This is a genomic window from Mitsuokella sp. AF33-22 (genome assembly GCF_003475755.1).
Taxonomy (GTDB): domain Bacteria; phylum Bacillota; class Negativicutes; order Selenomonadales; family Selenomonadaceae; genus Mitsuokella.
The window spans coordinates 38,530-58,908 of the sequence record NZ_QRQA01000012.1; the positions used below are offsets into that span (position 1 = coordinate 38,530).

A 20,379-nucleotide genomic window follows, 5' to 3' on the forward strand; every position below is an offset into this window, starting at 1 on the left:
GCCCCGTCACCTGGAGGCTGTCTTTATTTCTTTGTCATGCTGCTGCCAGCGAATGCTGGCTTTTCGTCCGCCGAGGAAGAGTGCTCAAAGAGGTACGCCATGAGCTGCTTGCGCCCCGCCACATGATAGCGGTTGCAGATCTCCGTGATGTGATAGCGCACCGTGCGTTCCTTGATGCCCAGAATCTCGGCAATCTGTGCATACGTCTTGCCCTGCATCATCTGGAAGAGAATCTGGTTCTGACGCTTCGTCAGCTCCTTGATTTCCTTGAATTTCTGTTTCTGCATGAGCTCTTCCATGTATTCATAATTGCGCCGGCCAATTTTCGTCGGGAAATATTCGTCATGCCGCATGATAGCCCAGGGATTTGACGTATGAATATGACAGATCCACATCCTGCCGCTTTCATCCTGACGCACGACGAACGTCACGCGCTGATGCTCACTGATGATCTGCTCCGTCTGCGGCGGTGTCTCCACGATGTATTCGCAGATGACCACGCAGACTTCCGGCGTCAGGAGCTGCGCCACATATCGTTCCTCACGGATGTCAAGCATCGGCACCGCCATCTTGCGGCGCTGTTCGGCGAAATACCGCTTGGCGGATTTTAAATCGTAAAAAATTTCATGCTCCGCCGAACCGATCCAGCTGAAGCCGTGCGGATCAACCTGTTCCAGGAGCTCCTCAATGGTCTTGCGCTTTTCATAAAAATCGTGATTGATGTTACGGGCCAGGATTTCAACCTGCCCTTTGAAATTCTCTGCATCCATGAACATGATTCGCGCCTCCATTTCCAGTGCCTGCGGGGGATATCACACAAAAGATGTCACACAAAAATCACGCTGTGATGCTCTCAATCCAAATGCAGGTAAACAATAAAGCAAAGATAAGATTCATTTGCTTTTAGGATAGCACGGATTTGAATCTCCTGTATGAAAATAGCACCAAACGGTCATTTTTTGTCACGAAATGCAAAATCTGCCTGCAGGCTGCCACGAAGACAGCAAAAGCCCCGCCGAAAAACGGTGGGGCTGATGCTTAATCATATTGTTCCAGGAAGCTGTGTTCTTTGCCGGCCTGCTTGTACTTCAGGACCGTGTCGAGATTGACATTCTCAAGGGCATGGAAGATATTGCCGGGAACCTGGCGGTTCGTCTCCGCGAGCTTCGTGATGAGCTTCTTGACTTCGAGGCGCTTGGAGTCCGTCGTGCCATCCGTGTGGCAGGTCGAACACGTCTCAGTGAACTTGCAGGCGCACTGGATGAAGTAGAGGCCATTGTCGTCGCGCCAGCGCTTGATATCTGCCTCATGGATGTAGTAGAGCGGCCGGATGAGCTCCATGCCCGGGCAGCTCGTGCTCCTGACCTTTGGCATCATCGTGCGGATGGCGCCGGAGTAGAGCATGCTCATGAGGTTCGTCTCGATCACATCGTCGAAGTGATGGCCGAGTGCGATCTTATTGCAGCCGAGCGCGCGGGCCTTGCGGTAGAGATAGCCGCGGCGCATCTTGGCGCAGAGGTAGCACGGAGATTCCTCCACATGGAAGACCGACTCGAAGATATCCGTCGAGAAGAAGGTCAGCGGCACATGCAGCAGCTTGGCATTCTCCTCGATGATGCGGCGGTTCATCTCGTTGTAGCCGGGATCCATACAGAGAAAGACGAGCTCGAACGGGAACTTGTTGTGACGCTTGAGGTTCTGGAAGAGCTTCGCCATGAGCATCGAGTCCTTGCCGCCCGAGATGCAGACCGCAATCTTGTCGCCCGGGCACACGAGCTCGAATTTGCAGATGGCCTCGACGAATTTGCTGGATATCTTGCTCTTGAACTTCTTGCGCAGAGAGCCTTCGATACGCTTGAGGCGCTCCTCGTCCTCCGCCGCCTCGGCCGTCTCACGTTCCAGTTTCCGCTGCAGCCAGAGGGCATAGCCGCCCTGCAGGGAAACAGCCGTATAGCCCTGCTGGCAAAGATTCTGCGCGAGGCCAAGGCTGATCTTGCCCCACATGCAGATGCAGACGATGAGTTTTTCCTCCGGCAGATCGTATCCCCCCTGCTGCAATTCCAAGGGATTCAGATTCTGCGCCCCCGGCAGCGAGCCACGCTCAAACGCCACTTCGTCGCGAATGTCCACGAGGCAGACCTCATCCGGACTAAGTGCCGCCAGTTCTTCCACGGTAATTTCCTGTTTCTTCTTCCAATCGTCCATAAAAATGGTCATATCCTGTATGTTCTTCCTTTTCCTTTATTCCCTGTATCAATCAAAATCAAAGTCTGTGACAATCTGGTCCTCTTTGCGCTTCTTGGCCAGGTACATGTAGTGGTCAGCGCGCGCAACGATGGTGTGGATGGTATCGTCTTCACGAACGACAGTGATGCCGATTGCCGCACGGCAGGATATCGCCTGTCCGTTTTCCGTTACCTCACAGTCGCTCGCAATCTTCAGGAAACGTTGCGCCGCCCCCTTGATGTCATCCGGCTGCTTCAGGTGCAGCAGCCCCACGAACTCGTCGCCGCCCCAGCGGCAGAACCGGTCGGCTTTCCTGCCATACTGCCGCAGGGCAATCCCGAACGCGCGAAGGAGTTCGTCCCCCACCGCATGGCCGTATGTATTATTGATGTCATGAAAATTGTTGACATCGGCAAAGAGCACGGCAAAAGGCTGCGCCGTCCGCCGATAGATTTCCAGCGCCTCATCCAGACAGACTTCCATGAATTTCCGTCCGGGCAGACATGTGAGCGGATCCCGCGTCGCTGTCTCATAGATGGCCTTTACCAGCCCCTGGTCGTAATTTTCCTCTGTCAGCGGGACAAAGAATGAAACGAGTTCCCGGACCGTTCCCGCCTCATCCTTCAGCGGCACCAGCGTATTGCGCAGCAGGACGTCCCTGCCATCCTTGCGCCGCATGAACATCTCCAGCGTCCGGGGCTTGCCCGTCGCATAGGCAATGATTGCCGGACAGTGCGAGCCGATACGGCTGCTGTCCGTGAAGGAACAGCCAAGCGGCATATCCACGCAGCGCCTGCCCTGCATCTCTTCCGCCGAGAAGCCCAGGAGCCGCTCCGCCGCAGGATTCCAGTACAGCACCGTATGGTCCGGCCGCAGCACGTAGCAGCCGATTGGCATGGCATCCATCAACGTCCTCAGCATCCGGTTTCCGTCTGCAAAGCCTCCTGCTACACCCTGCAGCATATCCACGCGTCCATCCACGCCTCCCGGCTCCCGTTTATGTTTCCCTGAAAAATTCCCCGAAATATTGCTCATGACAATGCCTTTCTGCACATTCGTTCAATCTATCTCTATTCTACTAGGATTCCAGATGATTGACAACATAGCAAAAAATCCCACCGGCCAATGACCGATGGGATCTTGTATGTTCGTATAAAACGAGCGATTGCTTCGAGAACTGGATAACGCCGAAAATCCTTCATGTATAGGACGTCACCAGTCTTTTTGTATATTGTGCGTATAGTTCATCGGGTCAGCCACAGTGTGATAGCTGTCGTTAATGCTCCTTCTTCAGCGCCTTCTCCAAGATGATTTACAACGCAAAAATTACCACAGCACAATCTTGTTACCACATGCAAACGAATCTGTCGAACTTGTACGCAAATCTCAGTCAAATAGTTTGATTGGTATCCATCAATATACAACGCTCTCGCCATCGGCTGGCATATCGTAATTCACGACGCCACGAGAAGCCAGGCGGCCGCGCATCACATGGCGAGTGATGGATGCATGGGGAACGTTATCCATATGCGTGATATAGAGTCTGGCATCAGGAGCTGCAAGCGACACATTCCAGACATCTTCATCCCCCATGATCAGACGGCCATTCTCGAGAGTCTCCGCTGCACAGGCATTGAGGGCGATTACTCCTGGTCGGAATTTCTCAATGGTTGCAGCGACTTCCTCATACCAGATGGTATCGCCAGCAAGATAGAATGTCTTTTCGTCTTTTGCTTCAAAGAGGACGCCCATGGCATTCCCGCAGGGGAGGTAGGTGCCGTGGAGAGCGGGAACCTGACGGATGCTGGCATCTCCTATTTTCATCCATTCTTTCGGAAGGATGGTGATCTCCTGAAATCCAGATTTCTTCAGGACAACCGCATCTTCTTCGTTCTGGCAGAGAATGGGTACAGCCTTATCGAGTGGGGCGCCTACAGTACCGTCGGCGAAAGAAATGTCAATGTGGTCCGGATGGAGGTGCGTGACGATGACGCAGTCGACATCTTCCAGGATTTCTTCTGTAGACATGGGAAGGTCATAGAACGGCATCGGCAGATGCTCCTTCACCTGGTCAGGGATATGGTAGGGATGCCCGGGCACGTCGGCGAAAGTGAACATGTGGCTCGGGGAAAGCCAGGGATCGATGAGAAACGTCTTACCGGCATATACTAAGCGGTTAGTCGCGTTGCGGATCTGTGTGATTTTCATAGTATGCAAAACCTCCTCGTTCTTTATATGCCTCATTATAGCGGAGTCATGACACAGGGAAAAGAAGATAAAGAGATGATTGAAGCAACTATATAGTTGCGCTATAATGAACACAGGAGGTGCTCTATGAATCAGAAACAGCTTCAGTATTTCGTAACCGTCTATCAGACACAGAACATAAAGACAGCCGCAGACAGGCTATTTGTCTCAAGGCAAGGCGTGAGCAAGGTAATCCGTCTGCTTGAGGAAGAGCTGGGGCAGCCGCTTTTTGTACGCAGCATAAAAGGAGTCATGCCAACAGACTACGCAACAATCCTGCTGCCTCATGCAAAACGTCTCCTAGAGGAATACGACGCCATATGCGGCCTCCACACGCTCGCGGCGCAGTCAAAAAGTGTGGTTACCATTCATGCACTCGACCATGTGCTCGCCTATCTTGGTGCGCCCCTGATCAACGACTTCCATGAGGCGTATCCTTCCATCATTCTCAGCATCGTAGATACGACAGATGCCATGGCTCTAGCCGCATTGACGGCGCAGCAATGCAACTTTGCCATCGTAACGGGGCCGCTGGACGAGACGCGTTTTGAGGGAATCCCCCTCTTTTTCAGCAATTACAGTGTACGGATGCACAAATCACATCCTCTGGCGAAAAAACCGTTTCTGACCTATGACGACCTGGACGGTCAGACCATCATCAGCAAAGGCCGTGCCTATGACTGCTTCCGCCACAATATCGACCAGCACATCCTCGTGCCCGGCCGACAGATCCACATCCTTGCGGAAACGGCTGATGAAAGCATCATCCGCGCGTTTCTCCTTGAAAACAAGGCCATCAACATCGGCTACGACTATGCGGATGCCCTATACCCACATCCAGATATCGTGAGCCGAAGACTGAAAGCAGAAAATGGCGGGCAGATGATCTATCTCGTAGCAAACCTGCAGGTCCGCACGACAAAGGCAAGCCGCCTTTTCCGTGACTTTCTTTTAGAGTGGATACATAAAAAAAATCCCACCAGCTGATGCTGATGGAATCTTGTGTGCTCGTGTAAAGCGAGTGATCAACGCTTCGAGAACTGGATGACGCTGAAAAGCCCTTATTTTGATGCGCAGCATCTCGATCAGGCTGTCCTGTGTCTTGCGATTGCCGAGGTATAGCATGACGACATTCAAGAGATTGTACTGCCACTGCTCTGCGCGATACTACAATACCCTTACAAGCTCGTCATTACTCCTACGCTGCGCGTGCTGAGGGGCAGCCTTTGCTCCTGCCGCGACGTAGCCAATAGGCAACAACAGCAAAGGCACTTCATTCAGTTCCAGCTGGAAGGCATCCGCCGTCTTCGTCACCGGGAAAAAGTTCACCCAGCAGGACCCGATACCAAGTTCCCAGGCTTCCAGCATCATGTGGGTGGCAACGATGCTGGCATCCTGCTCTCCGGCCCGGATGCTGTGTTCAAAAGGGTTGACCCATTCTTCGTCCTTGCGCACCGTCACCATCAGCACCACCGGCGCATTGAAGGCGCAACGCGTGAGGCCCCGGATTTTCTCCAGTGCTTCCGCGCTCTGCAGCACATACACCCGATAAGGCTGGTAGTTATGCCCCGTCGGAGCAATGCGCCCGGCTTCCAGGATAGCATCCAACTTTTCCTTCTCAATGGGCTTGTCGCTGAATTTCCGTACCGAATATCTAGACTTAGCCAAATCCATAAATGCCATGTTCATCAACCTCCTATTCATTATCTATCCTAACTTAGTTTCACTCAATCATCAAGTCTTATCTGTCGATCATAGTTTTCGATCCAGTCCTGACTTCTATGGTCGAATGTCCGAATATCGATATGATCGCCATAAATATACAGCGAATTCGTCCAGATATATTTCCTGTCCATATCGCTATTGTGTATATTCATGATCCGCGAGCCATACATATTGATTTCTGGAGCCGCAAAGCTGTCATTTGTAGCCGGTGTATGCGTATGTCCCGAAATCCAGAGACGCACTTGCGGATTGGAGATGAGCAAATCATGCAGCTCATTGACCGGTTGAGCCACGGTCGATTTCTTGTTCACCGAGTTGTTATAGTTCAGCAACGTCCCCATGAGTGGTCCATGGAAGAATATCAGCGTAGATTGCGGGTGCTCTGTCAAATCGTTCTTTAGCCAGGCGAACTGTTCAGCACTTATCTGCGTAGGCAATGGCCCCTCTGTCGCCAAGAATATCAGATGACATCCGCCAAGCTCAAGACTGTAATAGGGTTTCGAAAGTTGCCAGAACTCGCAGAAATGCTGCAACTTGCGCCGCCTGGATTCGGCATCACCTTTCACGAGCTTGCCGTTCTCATTCGGTTCATCCTCATACAGAATCTCATGATTGCCATCGATGACGTACAGTGGCACCTTGACACTTGAAAAATACTGACGAATGAAATCATACTCACTCGGGATACTATAGCGGGCCACGATATCGCCCACAACCGCTATGCTATCGACATCCGGCCAGGAATTTATATCGGCTATGGCGTGCAGTTTAGCCGCTACGATAGCCTGACGCTTCGCTTTGTCCGGATGCTTCTCCACGCGCACCGGCAGATGTGGATCACCGAGCACAACGAGACGTTTATAGGCACGCTCGTTCCCCCACACTGGCATCCAAGATTGCCACGGCCACAAATACAAGGCTCCAGCTCCCAATAGTGCTCGTTTTATGAATGTACGCCTGTTCATCATGCATCTATCCATCTCCCCCACAAGTGATAAGACAGTAGTTTACCACTAAGCAGCTACTTCATCATCCCACGCCAATGTCTGCGAAGCCTCCAACTTTTATCAATTATGCCATACCGTCTTTTAGACGTACAACCACAGCTGTGAAAAGCTGCGACTCTTGCAGGATAAAGTTTTTTGTGTTATGTTGGCGATATAACGTACGATTTGGAGTGATATAAAATGAATAAAAGCCAGCTACATGGTGAGCCAGGACGGTCTGGCAAAGGCTTACGGGGAGCGCTAACAGGCCTGCTTGGAGCAGCGTTGCTATGTATTCCTGTGCCAGCATTGGCCTGTACGCTTTATGCGGCGCAAGGAACGGCTGTGGCAGACGGCGGTACGATAGCAGCAAAGAACCGCGACTGGCGGCCGCAGGAACAGTCACTGCATCTATCGGAACCTCGCCAGCCAGGCGGTTATCGTTATTATGGTCTCTATGGTGGGCCGTTCGAGCGTCATCAGCTGCGTGGCGGTGTCAATGAGGCGGGACTCGTGACCTATTCGGCGGCAGTCAGCTCGGTGACGAAGAAGCAGAAGGCCGCAGCCGCTGAAGCTCATCCGCCGGTCCAAGGAACACTGCGCAAGGTGCTGGAGCGCTATGCAACGGTCGAGGAGGCGGTGCAGCATCCGGAACTATTCCAGGGCGTGCGATTCGTCATGCTGGCTGACCGCAGTGAGGTCGCCTGGATAGAGGGCGGGCTGGACGGAGAAGTGCGCATAGAGAGGCGTCAAAATGGCGTCCTGGCCCATACCAACCACTATCTGATCGCCGATCTGGCGGCGCAAAATGAGAAGTATTATGAGAGCAGCCATAAACGCTATGACCGGGTCATGGAACTGCTGCAGACTCAAAAACAGTATACGCTCGCTGATTTCATTCGCATCGGCGAGGATCAGACCGCCGGTCCGGTCAATTCGCTATGGCGTACAGGCGATGAGACGAGCCATACACAGACAGTGGCTCAAATGGTAGTCTGGCTGCGTCCGGACGGAGATTTCACGGTCTATGTGAAATACCGGGCCGCAGCTGACGCTGCCGGACATGAGCAGACGGTCCGACTCACGAAACAGGAGATATTCGACAATATCACACCCCAATAAAATAAAATTTCACCACAGTCAGTGCTTTTTGATGAGCCGTCTGTAATGCGCTTCCTTATTGGATGGAATCTTCAATACGCGCATCGCTTCATTCAAGGACCATCCTGTATTCTCCATGAGGTTTTTTTAATAATCTGCCCGAATTCTCTCATTCCCCTATTCAAAGCCTCTTCGAAATCCTTCCTCATATAGTCCTTGAGTCAGCTCGCCCATATTTCTATATTTCTTCAACTCATCCTCTGTCATCCAGATGCCATATTCTTCTTCAAATGGACTTTTTTTGCTCAATACAATCACCCCAAGCTCTCATAAAACCTGCGAATAAATCCTGCCATCAGAATGCGCCGCTTCTCAAGGAAGGCCTTGTAATCATTGCTATCCATGTTCATGAACTCCTCTGGCACACAGTTTTCGGCAAGGTTTTTCTTGAGGTCATCTGCATCGGTGATTCCACCATACTGCAACTCGCCGTTGGCAATTTGCTCCTTCATTTTTGCCACGTACACGCATGGTGCATCATTCTTAATCTTGATGTTGATTTCCGACTGCGTATAGACGTAATTAGCAATCTGATTGTAGTCCCTGCGGTTGTTGATGCCGTTCTTCTGAAGATACCTCTTCGGGAAAATATGGTGAATGTCGCCACGCTGCTGAATCAGCGATGATACATCGATCTGCTCAGACAGAAAACCTCGGGAGCCCGCTTTCACCTGTGCCATCAGGAACAACAAGAAGTACGGGCTGCTGGATACGGAAGTATCCAATCTCTGGACAAGCACTGTATTCCAGAAGGCATCCGACATCTCGCCTTCTTCCGTAGTTGCAACAAACTTTTCGGGATTCATTTCTGTAAAGCGCTTGATATCGTAGTCCATCGCGGATTCAGGTGAGCTAGAATAACGCCCCGTCAGCATGGAAAGAACAATCCACTTGCGCACCAGCTTCTCGATTAGCGCGGCGTTCATGCCTCTGTCCCTCAACGTGAGATACAAGATATATCCGAAATTCAGCACGTTCTGTGAACGGACGAGCGATGTATCAATAATCCCAGTAGACTTGACAATCATGATGTAGCGCTTGAAGTTAGTTTCGTTTACAAAATTCTCTACGCCTTGACGAAGCTTATGAAATGAATCTTCTGCGATGCTTTCCAGATTCTCTCTCGTCTCAAAATCACGGCCAGATAAAAGACTGACCAGATCTGCAATCTTTCCTCGCATGAACTTGTGCGTAAAGGAAACCCGCAGTACATCAGTATAATCTGGGACATAGATGTCCTCTGTCTCATTGACAACCCATTTTATTTTCTGCATTCCACCATATTCGACAAATTCTGTATCGTTGGCGGCGATTGCATCATAGTCCACCGGACTCCGCATAAAATGGCAGAAATAATCAATCATCTTTCTGGTATCATTCCCGCCGTAAAAATCATCGGCTGAAATCTTCGACATGGCAAAGTCAGCCTGCGACAAAACGACGCCCTGCGAATTGATTCGGATAAAAATATCGGTCACTTCATCGATTGTGAGTGTCTGGCTCAAGTCCGTAACGCCTATGCTGATATTGTAGATGGATTTCAGCTTGTTGATTGCAGACGCTACTTTCTGTTCCTGTCCGGCCAAATTGTTCACTTGACAATAATTTGGGATAAAGGACCACTCCGAAAAAGTTGGTGTGAATATCTCAGCTATGTCAGGAATCCATCTGTTGTCCTTTTTGATGGCAGGATTCGATACTTCAAATGTCTCTGTCACTGGATTGAACGCAATCTGGATTCTCTTCTTCTTGTAATCCTCTCCTGTGACCATGAGCCCTGCAACAGCCGCCTGAAGTGCTGTTACTCGCTGCTGACCGTCAATCAAGATCTTCTTACCGGAAGAGAGACTGCCGTCCTTCAACTTCACATCGGGATTCTTCCAGACGATGATATAGCCAATAGGAAATCCTTTGTACAGAGAATCCATGAGATCTCTTACCTTGGCATTACTCCATACAAATGGCCGCTGAATCTCAGGAATAGCAACCTCCCCAGACTTGACCCAACCAATGATATCCTCAACGGATATGCTGTAAACATTGAACTGTGACATACATGCCCCTTCTACCCGATAGATTTACGATCTAAGTGTAATATCTGATGGATTTACAATCTAAGTGCAACAGCTCTCAAAGAGCCAAATAAAAATGACACATAGACCTCTCTGCTATAATGGTGTTTGAAAAGAATACCCATACAGGAGAGATAGATATGTGCCACTACACCCATCTTACACCATTTGAGCGCGAAAAGATATTCTTTTTTCTTGTTGGCGGCAAATCCATCACGGAAATCGCGCATCTGCTGAGTCAGAGCAAGTCCACCATCTCGCGTGAGCTTCGCCGCAATGCCGCCCCAGCCAAGCATTCCATGCCGTGTACCAGCCTTTGGCTGCGCAGGCCCGCTACAGGCGGCGCAGAGCCGTTTGTATGGCCACACAAGCGCTTGGAGAATGCTTCCCTGCGCTCCTTTGTGCAGATCTGCATCCTGCAGTACCACTGGTCGCCGGAGGAGATTGTTGGCCGCGTCCAGCTAGAGCATGGCTGCCGCATCATCAGCATCTCAACGATTTACCGCGCAGTGCGTGCTGGCCTGCTGAATCCAACAGGGACATCTGCGAAGTTCGTCCTCCGGAGACTGCGTCATCATGGGAAGCGCCGTCACAAGAAGGGAACAGAAGAGCGTCGTGGGAAGTTCGTCATCTCGCATCTCATCGAGGAGCGCCCTGCCAGTGCAGAAAAACGCACCGTCCGTGGCCATTGGAAGGCAGATACGTGCCCATTCTATTTCCCCGCTCCGCACCATCCATGGGAACGCGGGACCAACGAGAACACCAATGGGCTCCTGCGGGAGTTCTTCCCGAAGGGCACAGATATCACGGACACGCCAGAGGATTATATCCAACGGAAATTCCATAAACTGAACCTTCGCCCGAGGAAGCGCCTTGGTTACAAAACACCATATGAGGTCTATTTCTCAAAGGTGTTACACTTGGCTTGACAATTCGCCATATAATTTATTCGCGATGAAACCCTGATATCCTTCCTCGGACGCTCTCCATAATCGTGAACGCAAAAAATCCCGCCAGCCGTAGCTGACGGGATTTTGTACGTTCGTATGTAACGAGCGATCAACGCTTCGAGAACTGGGAAGCCTTGCGGGCTTTCTTGAGGCCGTACTTGCGGCGCTCTTTCTCGCGCGGGTCGCGCGTGACGAAACCAGCCTTCTTGAGGGCCGGACGGAGCTCTGCGTTCATCTCCATCAGGGCACGCGTGATGCCGTGACGGATGGCGCCAGCCTGACCCGTAACGCCGCCACCAGCAACGTTTGCGATGACGTCGTACTTGTCAACCGTTTCCGTGAGGTTCAGCGGCTGACGAACGATGAGTTCGAGAGTCTTAAGACCAAAATACTCTTCCATGTCGCGACCATTGATCGTGACTTTGCCCTCGCCTGGAACCAGACGAACACGGGCAACGGACGACTTTCTGCGGCCAGTGCCGTAGTAGATGACTTCTGCCATGTGTTATGTTCCTCCCTTTCCAGTATTAGCGGATGTTCAGCTCAAGCTTTTCCGGCTTCTGAGCTGCATGCGGATGCTCCGGACCAGCGTAAACGCTGAGCTTGCGGTACATCTGCGCACCGAGACGGTTCTTCGGCAGCATGCCTTTGATTGCGTGCTCGAGAACGCGCTCCGGGAACTTCTCCAGCATCTGGCCGGCAGCCGTGAACGTCGTGCCGCCCTGATAACCGGAATGACGGAAATACGTCTTATCCGTAAGTTTCTTACCCGTGAATTTTACCTTCTCTGCATTGATGACGATGACATAATCACCCGTGTCAACGTGCGGAGTAAAAGTCGGTTTATTTTTACCGCGAAGAACTTTAGCGACTTCGGCTGCGAGGCGGCCGACCGTCTGGCCTTCAGCGTCTACAACATACCATTTGCGCTCGATATTGGATGCATTTGCCATAAACGTTGTCTTCATGCGATTTCCCCCCTAATAATTTCAATTGTTGGTTTCAGCATATATGATGCAACCATCGTATGCCTCCGGGGCTTATGGAAACACATGACGTGACATCACATAGAATTATTCTACTCAAAAATAGGTTGTTCGTCAAGGAATTTTTTTAGGCTTTTCCACGATTTTTTCCACTGCTGCCTGTGGAAAAGTCAGCCCGTCAGCGCAGCTTGCCGAGATGTGCCGTGCCGTTGATGAGTTCCACGGTCGGACGGCCTTCATCGTAGCGTACGATGTTGACTGCGGTGTTGAACTGACGGATGCTCCAGGCGTATTCGAGAGACATGTGGAGCTGTGCCGTCAGGATGGTGCGCAGGATGGCGCCATGTGCAACGATGACGATGGTCTTGTCCTCGTTGGCCGGATCTGCCATGATGGCATGCAGTCCTTTCATGGCGCGCTGCTGGACTTCCTGGAACGTCTCACCATGCGGGATGTTGAGCTTGTCCGGATGGCGCAGGAAGTTCTCCATGGCATCCGGCCAGCGCGAGACGATTTCCTTATAGGTCAGCCCCTCCCAGTCGCCAAAGGACAGTTCGCGGAAAATCTTGTCCTTGGTCACGGGCAGACCGAAGCGCGCCGCGATGATATCGGCCGTCTCCGAAGCCCGCTTGAGGTCACTCGCATAGATCCGGTGGACTTCCGCCACGGGAAAGTTCTCGGCGAGGAGCCTTGCCTGCTGACGCCCCTCCTCGGTCAGGGCCACATCGGACTGGCCCTGATAGCGGCCGCCCACATTCCACTCCGTTTGGCCATGACGGACCAGGATAAAACGTATCATAAAAGAATCGTCTCCAATCGTTCTAACAGTTTTACATTTTCTTCATGCTGCCTTACGGCCAGGCGCACGTAACTCCTGCCGTCAAGTCCCGGATAATTGCCGCAGTCGCGAATGAGTACCTCCTCCCGGCGCATGCGCGCCGTAAGCTCTGTGCTCGAGAGATGCGTGCCGCGGATATCAAGCAGCAGGAAGTTCACCTGCGTGGGATAGACGCGCACGCCGGGAAGAGACGCCAGGCGGCTGCAAAGGAAGCGGCGCTCCTCCGCGACGAGCCCGCGGCTCTCCTCGGCATAGGCATGGTCCTGCAGGGCGGCTGCGCCCGCTTCCTGCGCCAGGAGATTCACGTTCCAGACATCCTTGCCGCGTTCCATCGCCTGGACAGCCGAAGGGGAAGCCGCGCCAAAACCGAGGCGCAGGCCCGGCAGGGCAAAGAACTTCGTCAGCGAACGGATGACGAAAAGATACGGCTTCTCTGCGGCTGCATCAAGCAGGCTGTACGGCGCATCGTCCGGCAGGAAATCGAGGAAGGATTCGTCGACGAGCAGCCAGGTCTTCCTGGCGGCGGCAGCATCTGCGAGCTGCATGAGTTCCTCGCGCGTGAGCAGGGTGCCCGTCGGATTGTTGGGATTGCCGACGACGGCACAGCCCTGCTCGGGCAGCGCCGCCCGCAGCTTCTCGCCATCGAAGCGGAAATCCTCCTGCGCATCCAGCTGGAAGTACGTCACCGAACTGCCCGCGGCAAGCGCCGCCCGTTCGTATTCACTGAAGGAAGGCACAGGCAGGGTGGTCCTTTGCGGCCGGAAGGTCTGGAAAAAGAGATAAAAGAGCTCCGCTGCCCCATTGCCGAGCACGAGCGCGTCCGGTGCCACATCATACGAGGACGACAGCGCCTGACGCAGCCTGCGGGCCGCAGGATCCGGATAATGGATGACATCACCGATATGCAAGGCAATGGCTTCACGCGCACTTGCCGGCAGCCCCAGCGGATTGATGTTGGCCGAAAAATCAAGCCAGCCATCTGCCGGTATATCCTCATATATATTGCCGCCATGAACAAAGCGTTTCATCATTCCCCGCTTCCTTTCGCTGATATTGGAATTCTATGCCGCCTTCCTGCAGATATACCTGGCCCCAGAGGGAGAGGTTGGCATGCTTTGCCTGGAGCTGCTTCGTCTGCCTGGCAATCTGCTGCGCGGGAAGAGACGGCGGCCAGAAGACACCGACGACGGTGCCGCTGTGAGCCACGTTGAGCCCGAGTGCCCCGCAGGCACGCGCATCATGCAGGAATTCCAGAAGATTGGGCTTTGGCAGCACGGCCTGATGCAGGAAGGCACTTCTCGTCGCCGCTTCTGCCAGTGCTGCAGGTGTTCCCATCGTCAGGAGCCGGCGAAGTTCCTGCAACTGCATGTCCCCGTAGGCAGGTACCCGTTTTTCCGCCTCGCGGTGAAAGGCCAGGGTATCGACAGTGCCGCCCGTGTCGAAGATCGTCAGCGGCACCCTGCCTGACAGCCGGTAAGTGCCCAGGAGCCTGCCCTGTACCTGGTCAAGGCAGGCAAGTCCTTCAAAAAAGACGCCGTCCGTTGGTTCGATGGCCACGGCAAGCCGCAGGATTTCCTCCGCCGTCAGCGGCTTGCCGAAAGCCAGGGAGGCAGCTGCCGCCACAGCGGCGATATCGGCGCTCGATGAGGCCATACCCTTGCCGCGCGGCAGTTCCGAAGTGAGACGGATGCCCCATGGCAGATCATCCCGGCCAAAACGGCGGCAGACGGCCTGCAGGACAAGCTTTGCCTTGTCACCCAAGTCCTCACAGCCTGAAAAGGATGTGCTGACCTGCACGGTCGTATAGCGATTGATGGGACAGGTCACGAGGAACGGCCCGCCTTGCCAGCAGCCCTGCACGAGCTCACCGCATGACCCCGGCACCCGCACGATCACATCCATAGGAATAGCGCTCCCCGGGTAATCGGCAGATGCGCACAGAGGAAAAAGACGACGAGCACGACCGTCTCCGTCGTCATCTCCGCGGCGCCGTAGACATCCCCCGTGACACCGCCGAGCTTCCGCGTCGCATAGCGGCCAAGCAAAAAGGCCCACAAGATACCGGCGGCAAGTGCCAGAATGGCGGCAAGGCCGACCGGCACGACAAAGAGCACGGCCGTCACGACACCGATGGCCAGGGCCTTATGGTCCGCCATCTCCGAAAACGCCTTGCCCATGCCTTCCGGACGTGCATAGGGGAAATAGCTGACAACGAAGAGCATCGCAAGGCGCCCGATGATGGGCATGGCAAAGAGCGCCACGACGAGCACCGGTTCCTGCAGGTCAAGGATCAGCGACCAGTTGAAGAGCAGCAGCGAGCCGAAGGCGACAACACCGAACGACCCCGTGCGGCTGTCCTTCATGATCTCGAGCATGCGCTCGCGGCTGCGGCCCGAAAAGAGCCCGTCGACCGTGTCCATGAAGCCGTCACAGTGGAGGCCGCCCGTCAGAAGCAGCGGCAAAAGGGTAAGAAAAGCCCGCACCGTGTAAAGATGGCTGCCCAGAAACACCATGAGCACGAGGGCAAAAAACGCATAAATAAGCCCCAGCACAACGCCCACGAGCGGGAAATACCGCGTGCTGCGGCCAAAATCTGCCATCGTCAGGTCCCTTTGATTGACGATGTGGATGCGCGTCAAGAATTGCAGCGCCGTAAGAAAACTACGCAAGCTCAAGCTCCTTTCCAAAAGGCAAGATCCGTCTGCCTTCAATGTCCCATGAATTTCAGCACAGCATAGACAAGGATCAGGAAGAGTACCGTCACCGTGTACATCATGCGGATGCACTCCATGATGTGCTTGGGCGCCGTGGCTTCGATGGCCTCGCCCATATAAGCACGGAAGGTCTTCTTGCCGAAATAGCTGTTGATGCCGCCGAGGCGGATATGAAGCGCCCCCGCCACCGTCGCCTCGGCATAGCCGCCGTTCGGACTCGGATGCTTGTCGGCATCCCGGCGCATCATGCACAGGGCGTTGCCGGCATCGAAGCCCAGGAGCGAGGCTGCCGCCACAAACAGCAGTCCCGTCAGGCGCGCGGGGATGTAATTGAGGACATCGTCGAGCCGCGCGGCAGCCCTGCCGAAATACAGATATTTCTCGTTCTTGTAGCCGATCATCGAATCCATGGTATTGGCCGCGCGGTAAAGGAAGGCCAGCGGCACGCCGCCGATGGCAAAGAAGAAGAGCGGCGAGATGATTCCGTCCACGGTATTCTCGGCGATCGTCTCCACCGTCGCGCGGGCAATCTCGCTGTCATCGAGCTTGTCCGTATCGCGGCCGACAATCCAGCCCACCTTTTTGCGCGCCTCCGCCAGATCGCCGGTAATCAGCAGCGCGTAGATGCCCTTGCCCGCCTTGGCAAGACTCTGCGGGGAAATCGTAAAGGAGAGCAGGAAGGCCGCGACGATCTCCTGCCCCCATTCCCACGGGATGTAGTACGAGAGATAGAGCAGCGCCGCTGCCACGTCGTAGGTGAGGAAGAGGACGATGAGCACAAGGATGGATCCTGACAGGAACTTGCGCCTGTCGCTCTCCTCCGGACGATAGTAGAAGCGCTCGAGCAGCGAAATGAGCCTGCCAATCAGGACGACCGGGTGGAACTTCGTGCGCGGATCGCCGATGATCGTATCGATGACAAAGGCCAGGATTGCTACATTCATGGACGCTCCTCCATAATGGCGCGCAGTTTCTCCATGTCGAGGCTCGCTGCCACCGTATCGGCCAGACGGTTGTACGCATCCTCCTTTTCCTGCCAGCGGCTACGCTGGACGGGCAGCGGCGAGAGGCCGCGGCAGCCGCGCAGAATGTTGATGAGCTGGCGGCGGAAGCCGTCATGATCAAAGAGGCCGTGGATATACGTGCCGAAGATCAGCTGGTCGCTGCTCACGGCACCGTCCCAGTAATCAGCCGGCTCATCCCCCTGCCGCACGATATGGAAGGGATGCGGGACCTGCTTCAGGAATTCCGTGCGCCCCATGTGGATTTCATACCCCGGCATATCCGCTGCCGTCAGATGGCCGTGGAAGAAATCCAGCGCGGGGCAGGCCGCCGTCACCTGGACCGTGCGCTTTTCCGGACCGAAGGTCGTAATCATCGGCAGGTAACCGAGACCGTCGATGGCCTCATACTCCGATTCGACATGGCCGGGATCCTCGAGCCGGCGGCCGAGCATCTGATACCCGCCGCAGATGCCAATGAGCGGAATGCCGCGATCCGTGCAGGCACGGATTGCTGCCTCCATGCCGGTTTTGCGCAGGTGCAGCAGGTCTTCCGTCGTGTTCTTCGATCCCGGCAGGATGATGAGGTCGGGGTGACCGAGTTCTTCGGGCGTGCGCACGTAATCGACCTCGACATCGGGTTCCTCCGCAAGTGCGTCAAAATCCGTGAAGTTTGAGAGCTTCGGCGTCTCGATGACAGCGATGCGGATCTCCGCATCGCCCTGCGGCACGGCAGCCTTGTCCTCGAGCGACACTGAGTCCTCATCTTCGATGCCAAGATGATCGAGGTACGGCACGATGCCGAGCACGGGCTTGCCCGTCTTCTTCTCGAGGAAGTCGACAGCCGGCGTCAGAAGGGATACGTCGCCGCGGAATTTGTTGATAACGAGCCCTTTGACGAGGGCGCGTTCCTCCTCATCGAGAAGTTCCAGTGTGCCGACGAGCGAGGCCAGTGCGCCGCCGCGGTCGATGTCCGCGATGAGCAGCACGGGGGCCTGCAGGTATTTGGCCACGCGCATATTGACGATATCGTGATCCTTGAGGTTGATTTCCGCCGGGCTGCCCGCCCCCTCGATGACGAGTGTATCAAATTCCTGCTGCAGGCGCCCGAGTGCAGCCTTAACGGCACCGAATGCCTGCAGAGAATAGCCCTTGTGGTATTCGCGCGCACTCATATTGCCAACCGGCCGTCCTTCAAGAACAACCTGCGAACACGAATGGCCCGTCGGCTTCAGGAGGACCGGATTCATGTCGACCATCGGCTCGAGTCCGGCGGCTTCAGCCTGCGCGACCTGTGCCCGCCCCATTTCGAGGCCCTCCTTGGTCACGTAGGAATTCAGCGCCATGTTCTGCGCCTTGAACGGCACGACGCGGCGTCCTTCGCGATGGAAAATGCGGCAGAGCGCCGTCGTCAGGATGCTTTTGCCGACATGAGAGCTTGTTCCCATGAGCATGATGGATTTGGACACGTCAAAGTCCCCCTTTGATTCCGAATGGATTGTACTCAGATACATATTATTTCAGCTGCAGGGGCAGGCCGCAGATGACGGCATAGACATCATTGGCAGCCTGCGCGAGCTGCTGGTTGGCAAGGCCCGCGAGATCGCGGTAGCGGCGTGCCAGGGCATTCTCGGGCACAATGCCGGCCCCGACTTCATTCGTGACAAAGACTACCGTGACCTCTGCCGGCAGCTGCCGGACAGATGCAATGAGCTGCGCCATGGCCTGCCGTACATTCTCGTATTCCTCTTCCTCCGTGCGTTCGCCCGGCTTGCACAGGAGATTGCTGAGATAGATGGTCACGCAGTCAAACAGGATGGCATCGTGTGAATGTCCTGCGTCCTGCAGGGCCTTTTCCGCCTCAAACGGTGCCTCATACGTCTGCCAGGCAGCCGGGCGGCGGCAGCGGTGCAGCTCGACGCGGTAACGCATCTCCTCGTCAAAAATCTGTGCCGTTGCAATGTACGCGATGCGCCTGCCCGCTTTGGCCACGAGCGCCTCAGCAAACGAGGACTTGCCGCTCCTGGCGCCGCCCGTCACGAGGATCATCTTTGCCATGCTTGACACGCCTCCACGAAATGCTTTGCCGCCTCCGGGCAGCCGGCAAAATGAAGATGCAGGTAGCTGCCAAGCGCCTGCTTGCGGCACTGACCGGCTGCATAGCGGCTGCCGTTGCGCATCTTGGTGAAGATGAACGGCCGCCCCTCTCCGTCTCCTGCTGCGTCTTCCTGCGAGAAGTGGAATTCATGGCCATGGATGACCATGCCGGCAGGTCCTAGAACCGTATCCTGCTGCAGGCAGGCCTCCACATAACCGACCATCTGGAGCTTGCGGGTCATCTCAGCCCGGCCGGAGAATACGCCGCACATCGGATGGCGATGACCGTCAAAATCCTGCAGTTCCTGCATCAGATACATGTAGCCGCCGCATTCCGCATAGATGGGCATGCCCTGTGCTGCTGCCTCGCGTATGGCTGTGCGCATGGATGCATTGCCTGCCAGTTTTTCCGCGAACATCTCCGGGAAGCCGCCGCCGATGAACAGGCCATCGACATCGGGCAATGCTTCATCATGGAGCGGGCTGAACGGCACGAGCTCGGCGCCGAGGCGCTCAAGCTCCTTGAGACTCGCCGGATAATAGAACGAGAATGCTTCATCCCGGGCGATGCCGATGCGGCAGATGGTCTTTGCCAGTCCGCGCTGCTCTGCCACCGTCTCGTGGAGAGCAAGGTTGGGCGTCAGGCAGGCCAGGTGCAGGATGGCCTCAAGATCCAGCGAGCCCGCCACGGCATTGCCGAGCGCTTCGACAATCTCGCGGTCCGTATTCTCTTCAGCCGGCAGGAGCCCGAGGTGGCGTTCCGGCATATGCAGCTCTTCATTGCGATAGAGCGCGCCAAATACCGGCATGTCGATATCCTTCATGGCCTGGCGGATCATGGCCTCATGCGTCTTGGAGCCCAGCCGGTTGAGGATTACGCCCGCAAGCTGCACCTCGGGGTCGTAATCGCGGAATCCCATAGCCAGGGCAGCCGCCGAAGCCCCCATCGACTTGGCATCGATGACAAGGATGACCGGCGCCTTGAGCAGCTTTGCGATCTCAGCCGTCGAGCTTACGCCTTCCCGGCCGCCGTCATAGAGACCCATGACGCCCTCCACGACGGCGATGTCCGCTCCTTCCGATTCCTCGGCAAACAAAGCCGGCACGCGCTCCTTCGGCACGAGCCAGGTATCGAGGTTATGCGCGGCCCGGCCGCTGGCCAGGCGATGATACCCGGGATCAATGTAATCGGGACCGACCTTGAAGGACTGCACGACGATACCGCGCTGACGCAGGGCCGATAAAAGTCCCGTTGCGACCGTCGTCTTGCCTGAGCCGGACTGTGCAGCCGCAATGACCAGTCTGGGAAGAGAATACTCCATGAAAATCCTCCTCTTTCAATGAAAAACCGTGATGGGAAATGAGCAAGGAACGAT

Annotated in this window: 19 protein-coding genes and 2 pseudogenes; 4 read left to right on the forward strand and 17 right to left on the reverse strand. The window is 54.9% G+C overall.

All coding sequences use genetic code 11. The features are described from left to right. Positions 1-23: 23 nt before the first annotated feature. The 4 genes from DWZ54_RS08650 to DWZ54_RS08665 form a co-directional block, all read right to left on the reverse strand. Entirely contained in the window at positions 24-776 is a 753-nt protein-coding gene (locus DWZ54_RS08650) for a helix-turn-helix transcriptional regulator (protein WP_158573642.1), read from the reverse strand. Between the two features lie 262 nt (positions 777-1,038). Next, positions 1,039-2,217: an ATP-binding protein gene (locus DWZ54_RS08655; protein WP_118475580.1), complete on the reverse strand. Its 1,179-nt coding sequence runs from the start codon at positions 2,215-2,217 to the stop codon at positions 1,039-1,041. Positions 2,218-2,253: 36 nt separating this feature from the next. After that, positions 2,254-3,147 (reverse strand): sensor domain-containing diguanylate cyclase, encoded by an 894-nt coding sequence (locus tag DWZ54_RS08660; RefSeq protein WP_158573643.1) that lies wholly within the window; start codon positions 3,145-3,147, stop codon positions 2,254-2,256. Positions 3,148-3,639: 492 nt separating this feature from the next. Continuing rightward, a complete protein-coding gene (locus DWZ54_RS08665) occupies positions 3,640-4,434 on the reverse strand; it encodes an MBL fold metallo-hydrolase (protein WP_118475584.1) in 795 nt (264 codons plus the stop codon). A gap of 126 nt (positions 4,435-4,560) precedes the next feature. Here DWZ54_RS08665 and DWZ54_RS08670 point away from each other — a divergent pair, with 126 nt between their 5' ends. Then, positions 4,561-5,460, forward strand: a complete 900-nt coding sequence (locus DWZ54_RS08670; protein WP_118475586.1) for a LysR family transcriptional regulator — start codon at positions 4,561-4,563, stop codon at positions 5,458-5,460. A 180-nt stretch (positions 5,461-5,640) separates the two neighbouring features. On the opposite strand, the gene DWZ54_RS08675 is transcribed toward DWZ54_RS08670, so the two are convergent. Together DWZ54_RS08675 and DWZ54_RS08680 are read right to left on the reverse strand one after the other, a co-directional pair. Next, positions 5,641-6,156: a nitroreductase family protein gene (locus DWZ54_RS08675; RefSeq protein WP_118475587.1), complete on the reverse strand. Its 516-nt coding sequence runs from the start codon at positions 6,154-6,156 to the stop codon at positions 5,641-5,643. A 44-nt stretch (positions 6,157-6,200) separates the two neighbouring features. Continuing rightward, complete coding sequence (locus tag DWZ54_RS08680; protein ID WP_158573644.1) at positions 6,201-7,166, reverse strand: metallophosphoesterase; 966 nt, start codon at positions 7,164-7,166, stop codon at positions 6,201-6,203. A gap of 219 nt (positions 7,167-7,385) precedes the next feature. Between DWZ54_RS08680 and DWZ54_RS08685 the strand changes: the two genes are divergently transcribed. Then, positions 7,386-8,306 carry a C45 family autoproteolytic acyltransferase/hydolase gene (locus tag DWZ54_RS08685; protein ID WP_118475591.1) on the forward strand — a complete coding sequence of 307 codons (921 nt, stop codon included), beginning with the start codon at positions 7,386-7,388 and terminating at the stop codon, positions 8,304-8,306. A gap of 293 nt (positions 8,307-8,599) precedes the next feature. Here DWZ54_RS08685 and DWZ54_RS08690 read toward each other — a convergent pair whose 3' ends face one another. Then, positions 8,600-10,399, reverse strand: a complete 1,800-nt coding sequence (locus DWZ54_RS08690; protein WP_118475593.1) for a DUF262 domain-containing protein — start codon at positions 10,397-10,399, stop codon at positions 8,600-8,602. A gap of 158 nt (positions 10,400-10,557) precedes the next feature. Here DWZ54_RS08690 and DWZ54_RS12085 point away from each other — a divergent pair. After that, positions 10,558-10,683: pseudogene (locus DWZ54_RS12085) on the forward strand (helix-turn-helix domain-containing protein); the annotation flags it as partial. 447 nt (positions 10,684-11,130) lie between these two features. After that, a pseudogene (locus tag DWZ54_RS12040) lies at positions 11,131-11,346 on the forward strand (transposase); the annotation flags it as partial. 130 nt (positions 11,347-11,476) lie between these two features. Here the strand turns inward: DWZ54_RS12040 and rpsI are convergent. The 10 genes from rpsI to DWZ54_RS08745 form a co-directional block, all read right to left on the reverse strand. Further along, positions 11,477-11,869, reverse strand: coding sequence for a 30S ribosomal protein S9 (rpsI, locus tag DWZ54_RS08700; RefSeq protein WP_005838873.1), 393 nt, complete (start codon positions 11,867-11,869; stop codon positions 11,477-11,479). A 25-nt stretch (positions 11,870-11,894) separates the two neighbouring features. After that, positions 11,895-12,335 (reverse strand): 50S ribosomal protein L13, encoded by a 441-nt coding sequence (gene rplM / locus DWZ54_RS08705; RefSeq protein WP_118013983.1) that lies wholly within the window; start codon positions 12,333-12,335, stop codon positions 11,895-11,897. A gap of 196 nt (positions 12,336-12,531) precedes the next feature. Continuing rightward, a complete protein-coding gene (cobC, locus tag DWZ54_RS08710) occupies positions 12,532-13,152 on the reverse strand; it encodes an alpha-ribazole phosphatase (protein ID WP_118475597.1) in 621 nt (206 codons plus the stop codon). Continuing rightward, positions 13,149-14,222: a threonine-phosphate decarboxylase CobD gene (gene cobD / locus DWZ54_RS08715; protein WP_118475599.1), complete on the reverse strand. Its 1,074-nt coding sequence runs from the start codon at positions 14,220-14,222 to the stop codon at positions 13,149-13,151. The genes cobC and cobD overlap by 4 nt, the downstream gene beginning before the upstream one ends. Further along, positions 14,185-15,093 (reverse strand): GHMP kinase, encoded by a 909-nt coding sequence (locus DWZ54_RS08720; protein ID WP_118475601.1) that lies wholly within the window; start codon positions 15,091-15,093, stop codon positions 14,185-14,187. Before DWZ54_RS08720 ends, cobD begins: the two co-directional genes overlap by 38 nt. Beyond that, positions 15,084-15,860, reverse strand: a complete 777-nt coding sequence (gene cobS, locus DWZ54_RS08725) for an adenosylcobinamide-GDP ribazoletransferase (protein ID WP_118475603.1) — start codon at positions 15,858-15,860, stop codon at positions 15,084-15,086. The genes DWZ54_RS08720 and cobS overlap by 10 nt, the downstream gene beginning before the upstream one ends. A 38-nt stretch (positions 15,861-15,898) precedes the next feature. After that, entirely contained in the window at positions 15,899-16,849 is a 951-nt protein-coding gene (gene cbiB / locus DWZ54_RS08730; RefSeq protein WP_118475605.1) for an adenosylcobinamide-phosphate synthase CbiB, read from the reverse strand. Continuing rightward, positions 16,846-18,375, reverse strand: a complete 1,530-nt coding sequence (locus DWZ54_RS08735; protein WP_118475607.1) for a cobyric acid synthase — start codon at positions 18,373-18,375, stop codon at positions 16,846-16,848. The genes cbiB and DWZ54_RS08735 overlap by 4 nt, the downstream gene beginning before the upstream one ends. Positions 18,376-18,421: 46 nt before the next feature. Next, a complete protein-coding gene (gene cobU, locus DWZ54_RS08740) occupies positions 18,422-18,964 on the reverse strand; it encodes a bifunctional adenosylcobinamide kinase/adenosylcobinamide-phosphate guanylyltransferase (RefSeq protein WP_118475609.1) in 543 nt (180 codons plus the stop codon). Beyond that, complete coding sequence (locus tag DWZ54_RS08745; protein WP_118475610.1) at positions 18,952-20,325, reverse strand: cobyrinate a,c-diamide synthase; 1,374 nt, start codon at positions 20,323-20,325, stop codon at positions 18,952-18,954. The genes cobU and DWZ54_RS08745 overlap by 13 nt, the downstream gene beginning before the upstream one ends. Positions 20,326-20,379: the final 54 nt, after the last annotated feature.

Bases quoted from the DNA above. Each gene is read 5' to 3' on its own strand.
- DWZ54_RS08650 (WP_158573642.1), bottom strand. From the start codon at position 776: ATGTTCATGGATGCAGAGAATTTCAAAGGGCAGGTTGAAATCCTGGCC.
- DWZ54_RS08655 (WP_118475580.1), bottom strand. From the start codon at position 2,217: ATGACCATTTTTATGGACGATTGGAAGAAGAAACAGGAAATTACCGTG.
- DWZ54_RS08660 (WP_158573643.1), bottom strand. From the start codon at position 3,147: ATGCTGAGGACGTTGATGGATGCCATGCCAATCGGCTGCTACGTGCTG.
- DWZ54_RS08665 (WP_118475584.1), bottom strand. From the start codon at position 4,434: ATGAAAATCACACAGATCCGCAACGCGACTAACCGCTTAGTATATGCC.
- DWZ54_RS08670 (WP_118475586.1), top strand. From the start codon at position 4,561: ATGAATCAGAAACAGCTTCAGTATTTCGTAACCGTCTATCAGACACAG.
- DWZ54_RS08675 (WP_118475587.1), bottom strand. From the start codon at position 6,156: ATGGCATTTATGGATTTGGCTAAGTCTAGATATTCGGTACGGAAATTC.
- DWZ54_RS08680 (WP_158573644.1), bottom strand. From the start codon at position 7,166: ATGATGAACAGGCGTACATTCATAAAACGAGCACTATTGGGAGCTGGA.
- DWZ54_RS08685 (WP_118475591.1), top strand. From the start codon at position 7,386: ATGAATAAAAGCCAGCTACATGGTGAGCCAGGACGGTCTGGCAAAGGC.
- DWZ54_RS08690 (WP_118475593.1), bottom strand. From the start codon at position 10,399: ATGTCACAGTTCAATGTTTACAGCATATCCGTTGAGGATATCATTGGT.
- rpsI (WP_005838873.1), bottom strand. From the start codon at position 11,869: ATGGCAGAAGTCATCTACTACGGCACTGGCCGCAGAAAGTCGTCCGTT.
- rplM (WP_118013983.1), bottom strand. From the start codon at position 12,335: ATGAAGACAACGTTTATGGCAAATGCATCCAATATCGAGCGCAAATGG.
- cobC (WP_118475597.1), bottom strand. From the start codon at position 13,152: ATGATACGTTTTATCCTGGTCCGTCATGGCCAAACGGAGTGGAATGTG.
- cobD (WP_118475599.1), bottom strand. From the start codon at position 14,222: ATGATGAAACGCTTTGTTCATGGCGGCAATATATATGAGGATATACCG.
- DWZ54_RS08720 (WP_118475601.1), bottom strand. From the start codon at position 15,093: ATGGATGTGATCGTGCGGGTGCCGGGGTCATGCGGTGAGCTCGTGCAG.
- cbiB (WP_118475605.1), bottom strand. From the start codon at position 16,849: ATGAATGTAGCAATCCTGGCCTTTGTCATCGATACGATCATCGGCGAT.
- cobU (WP_118475609.1), bottom strand. From the start codon at position 18,964: ATGGCAAAGATGATCCTCGTGACGGGCGGCGCCAGGAGCGGCAAGTCC.
- DWZ54_RS08745 (WP_118475610.1), bottom strand. From the start codon at position 20,325: ATGGAGTATTCTCTTCCCAGACTGGTCATTGCGGCTGCACAGTCCGGC.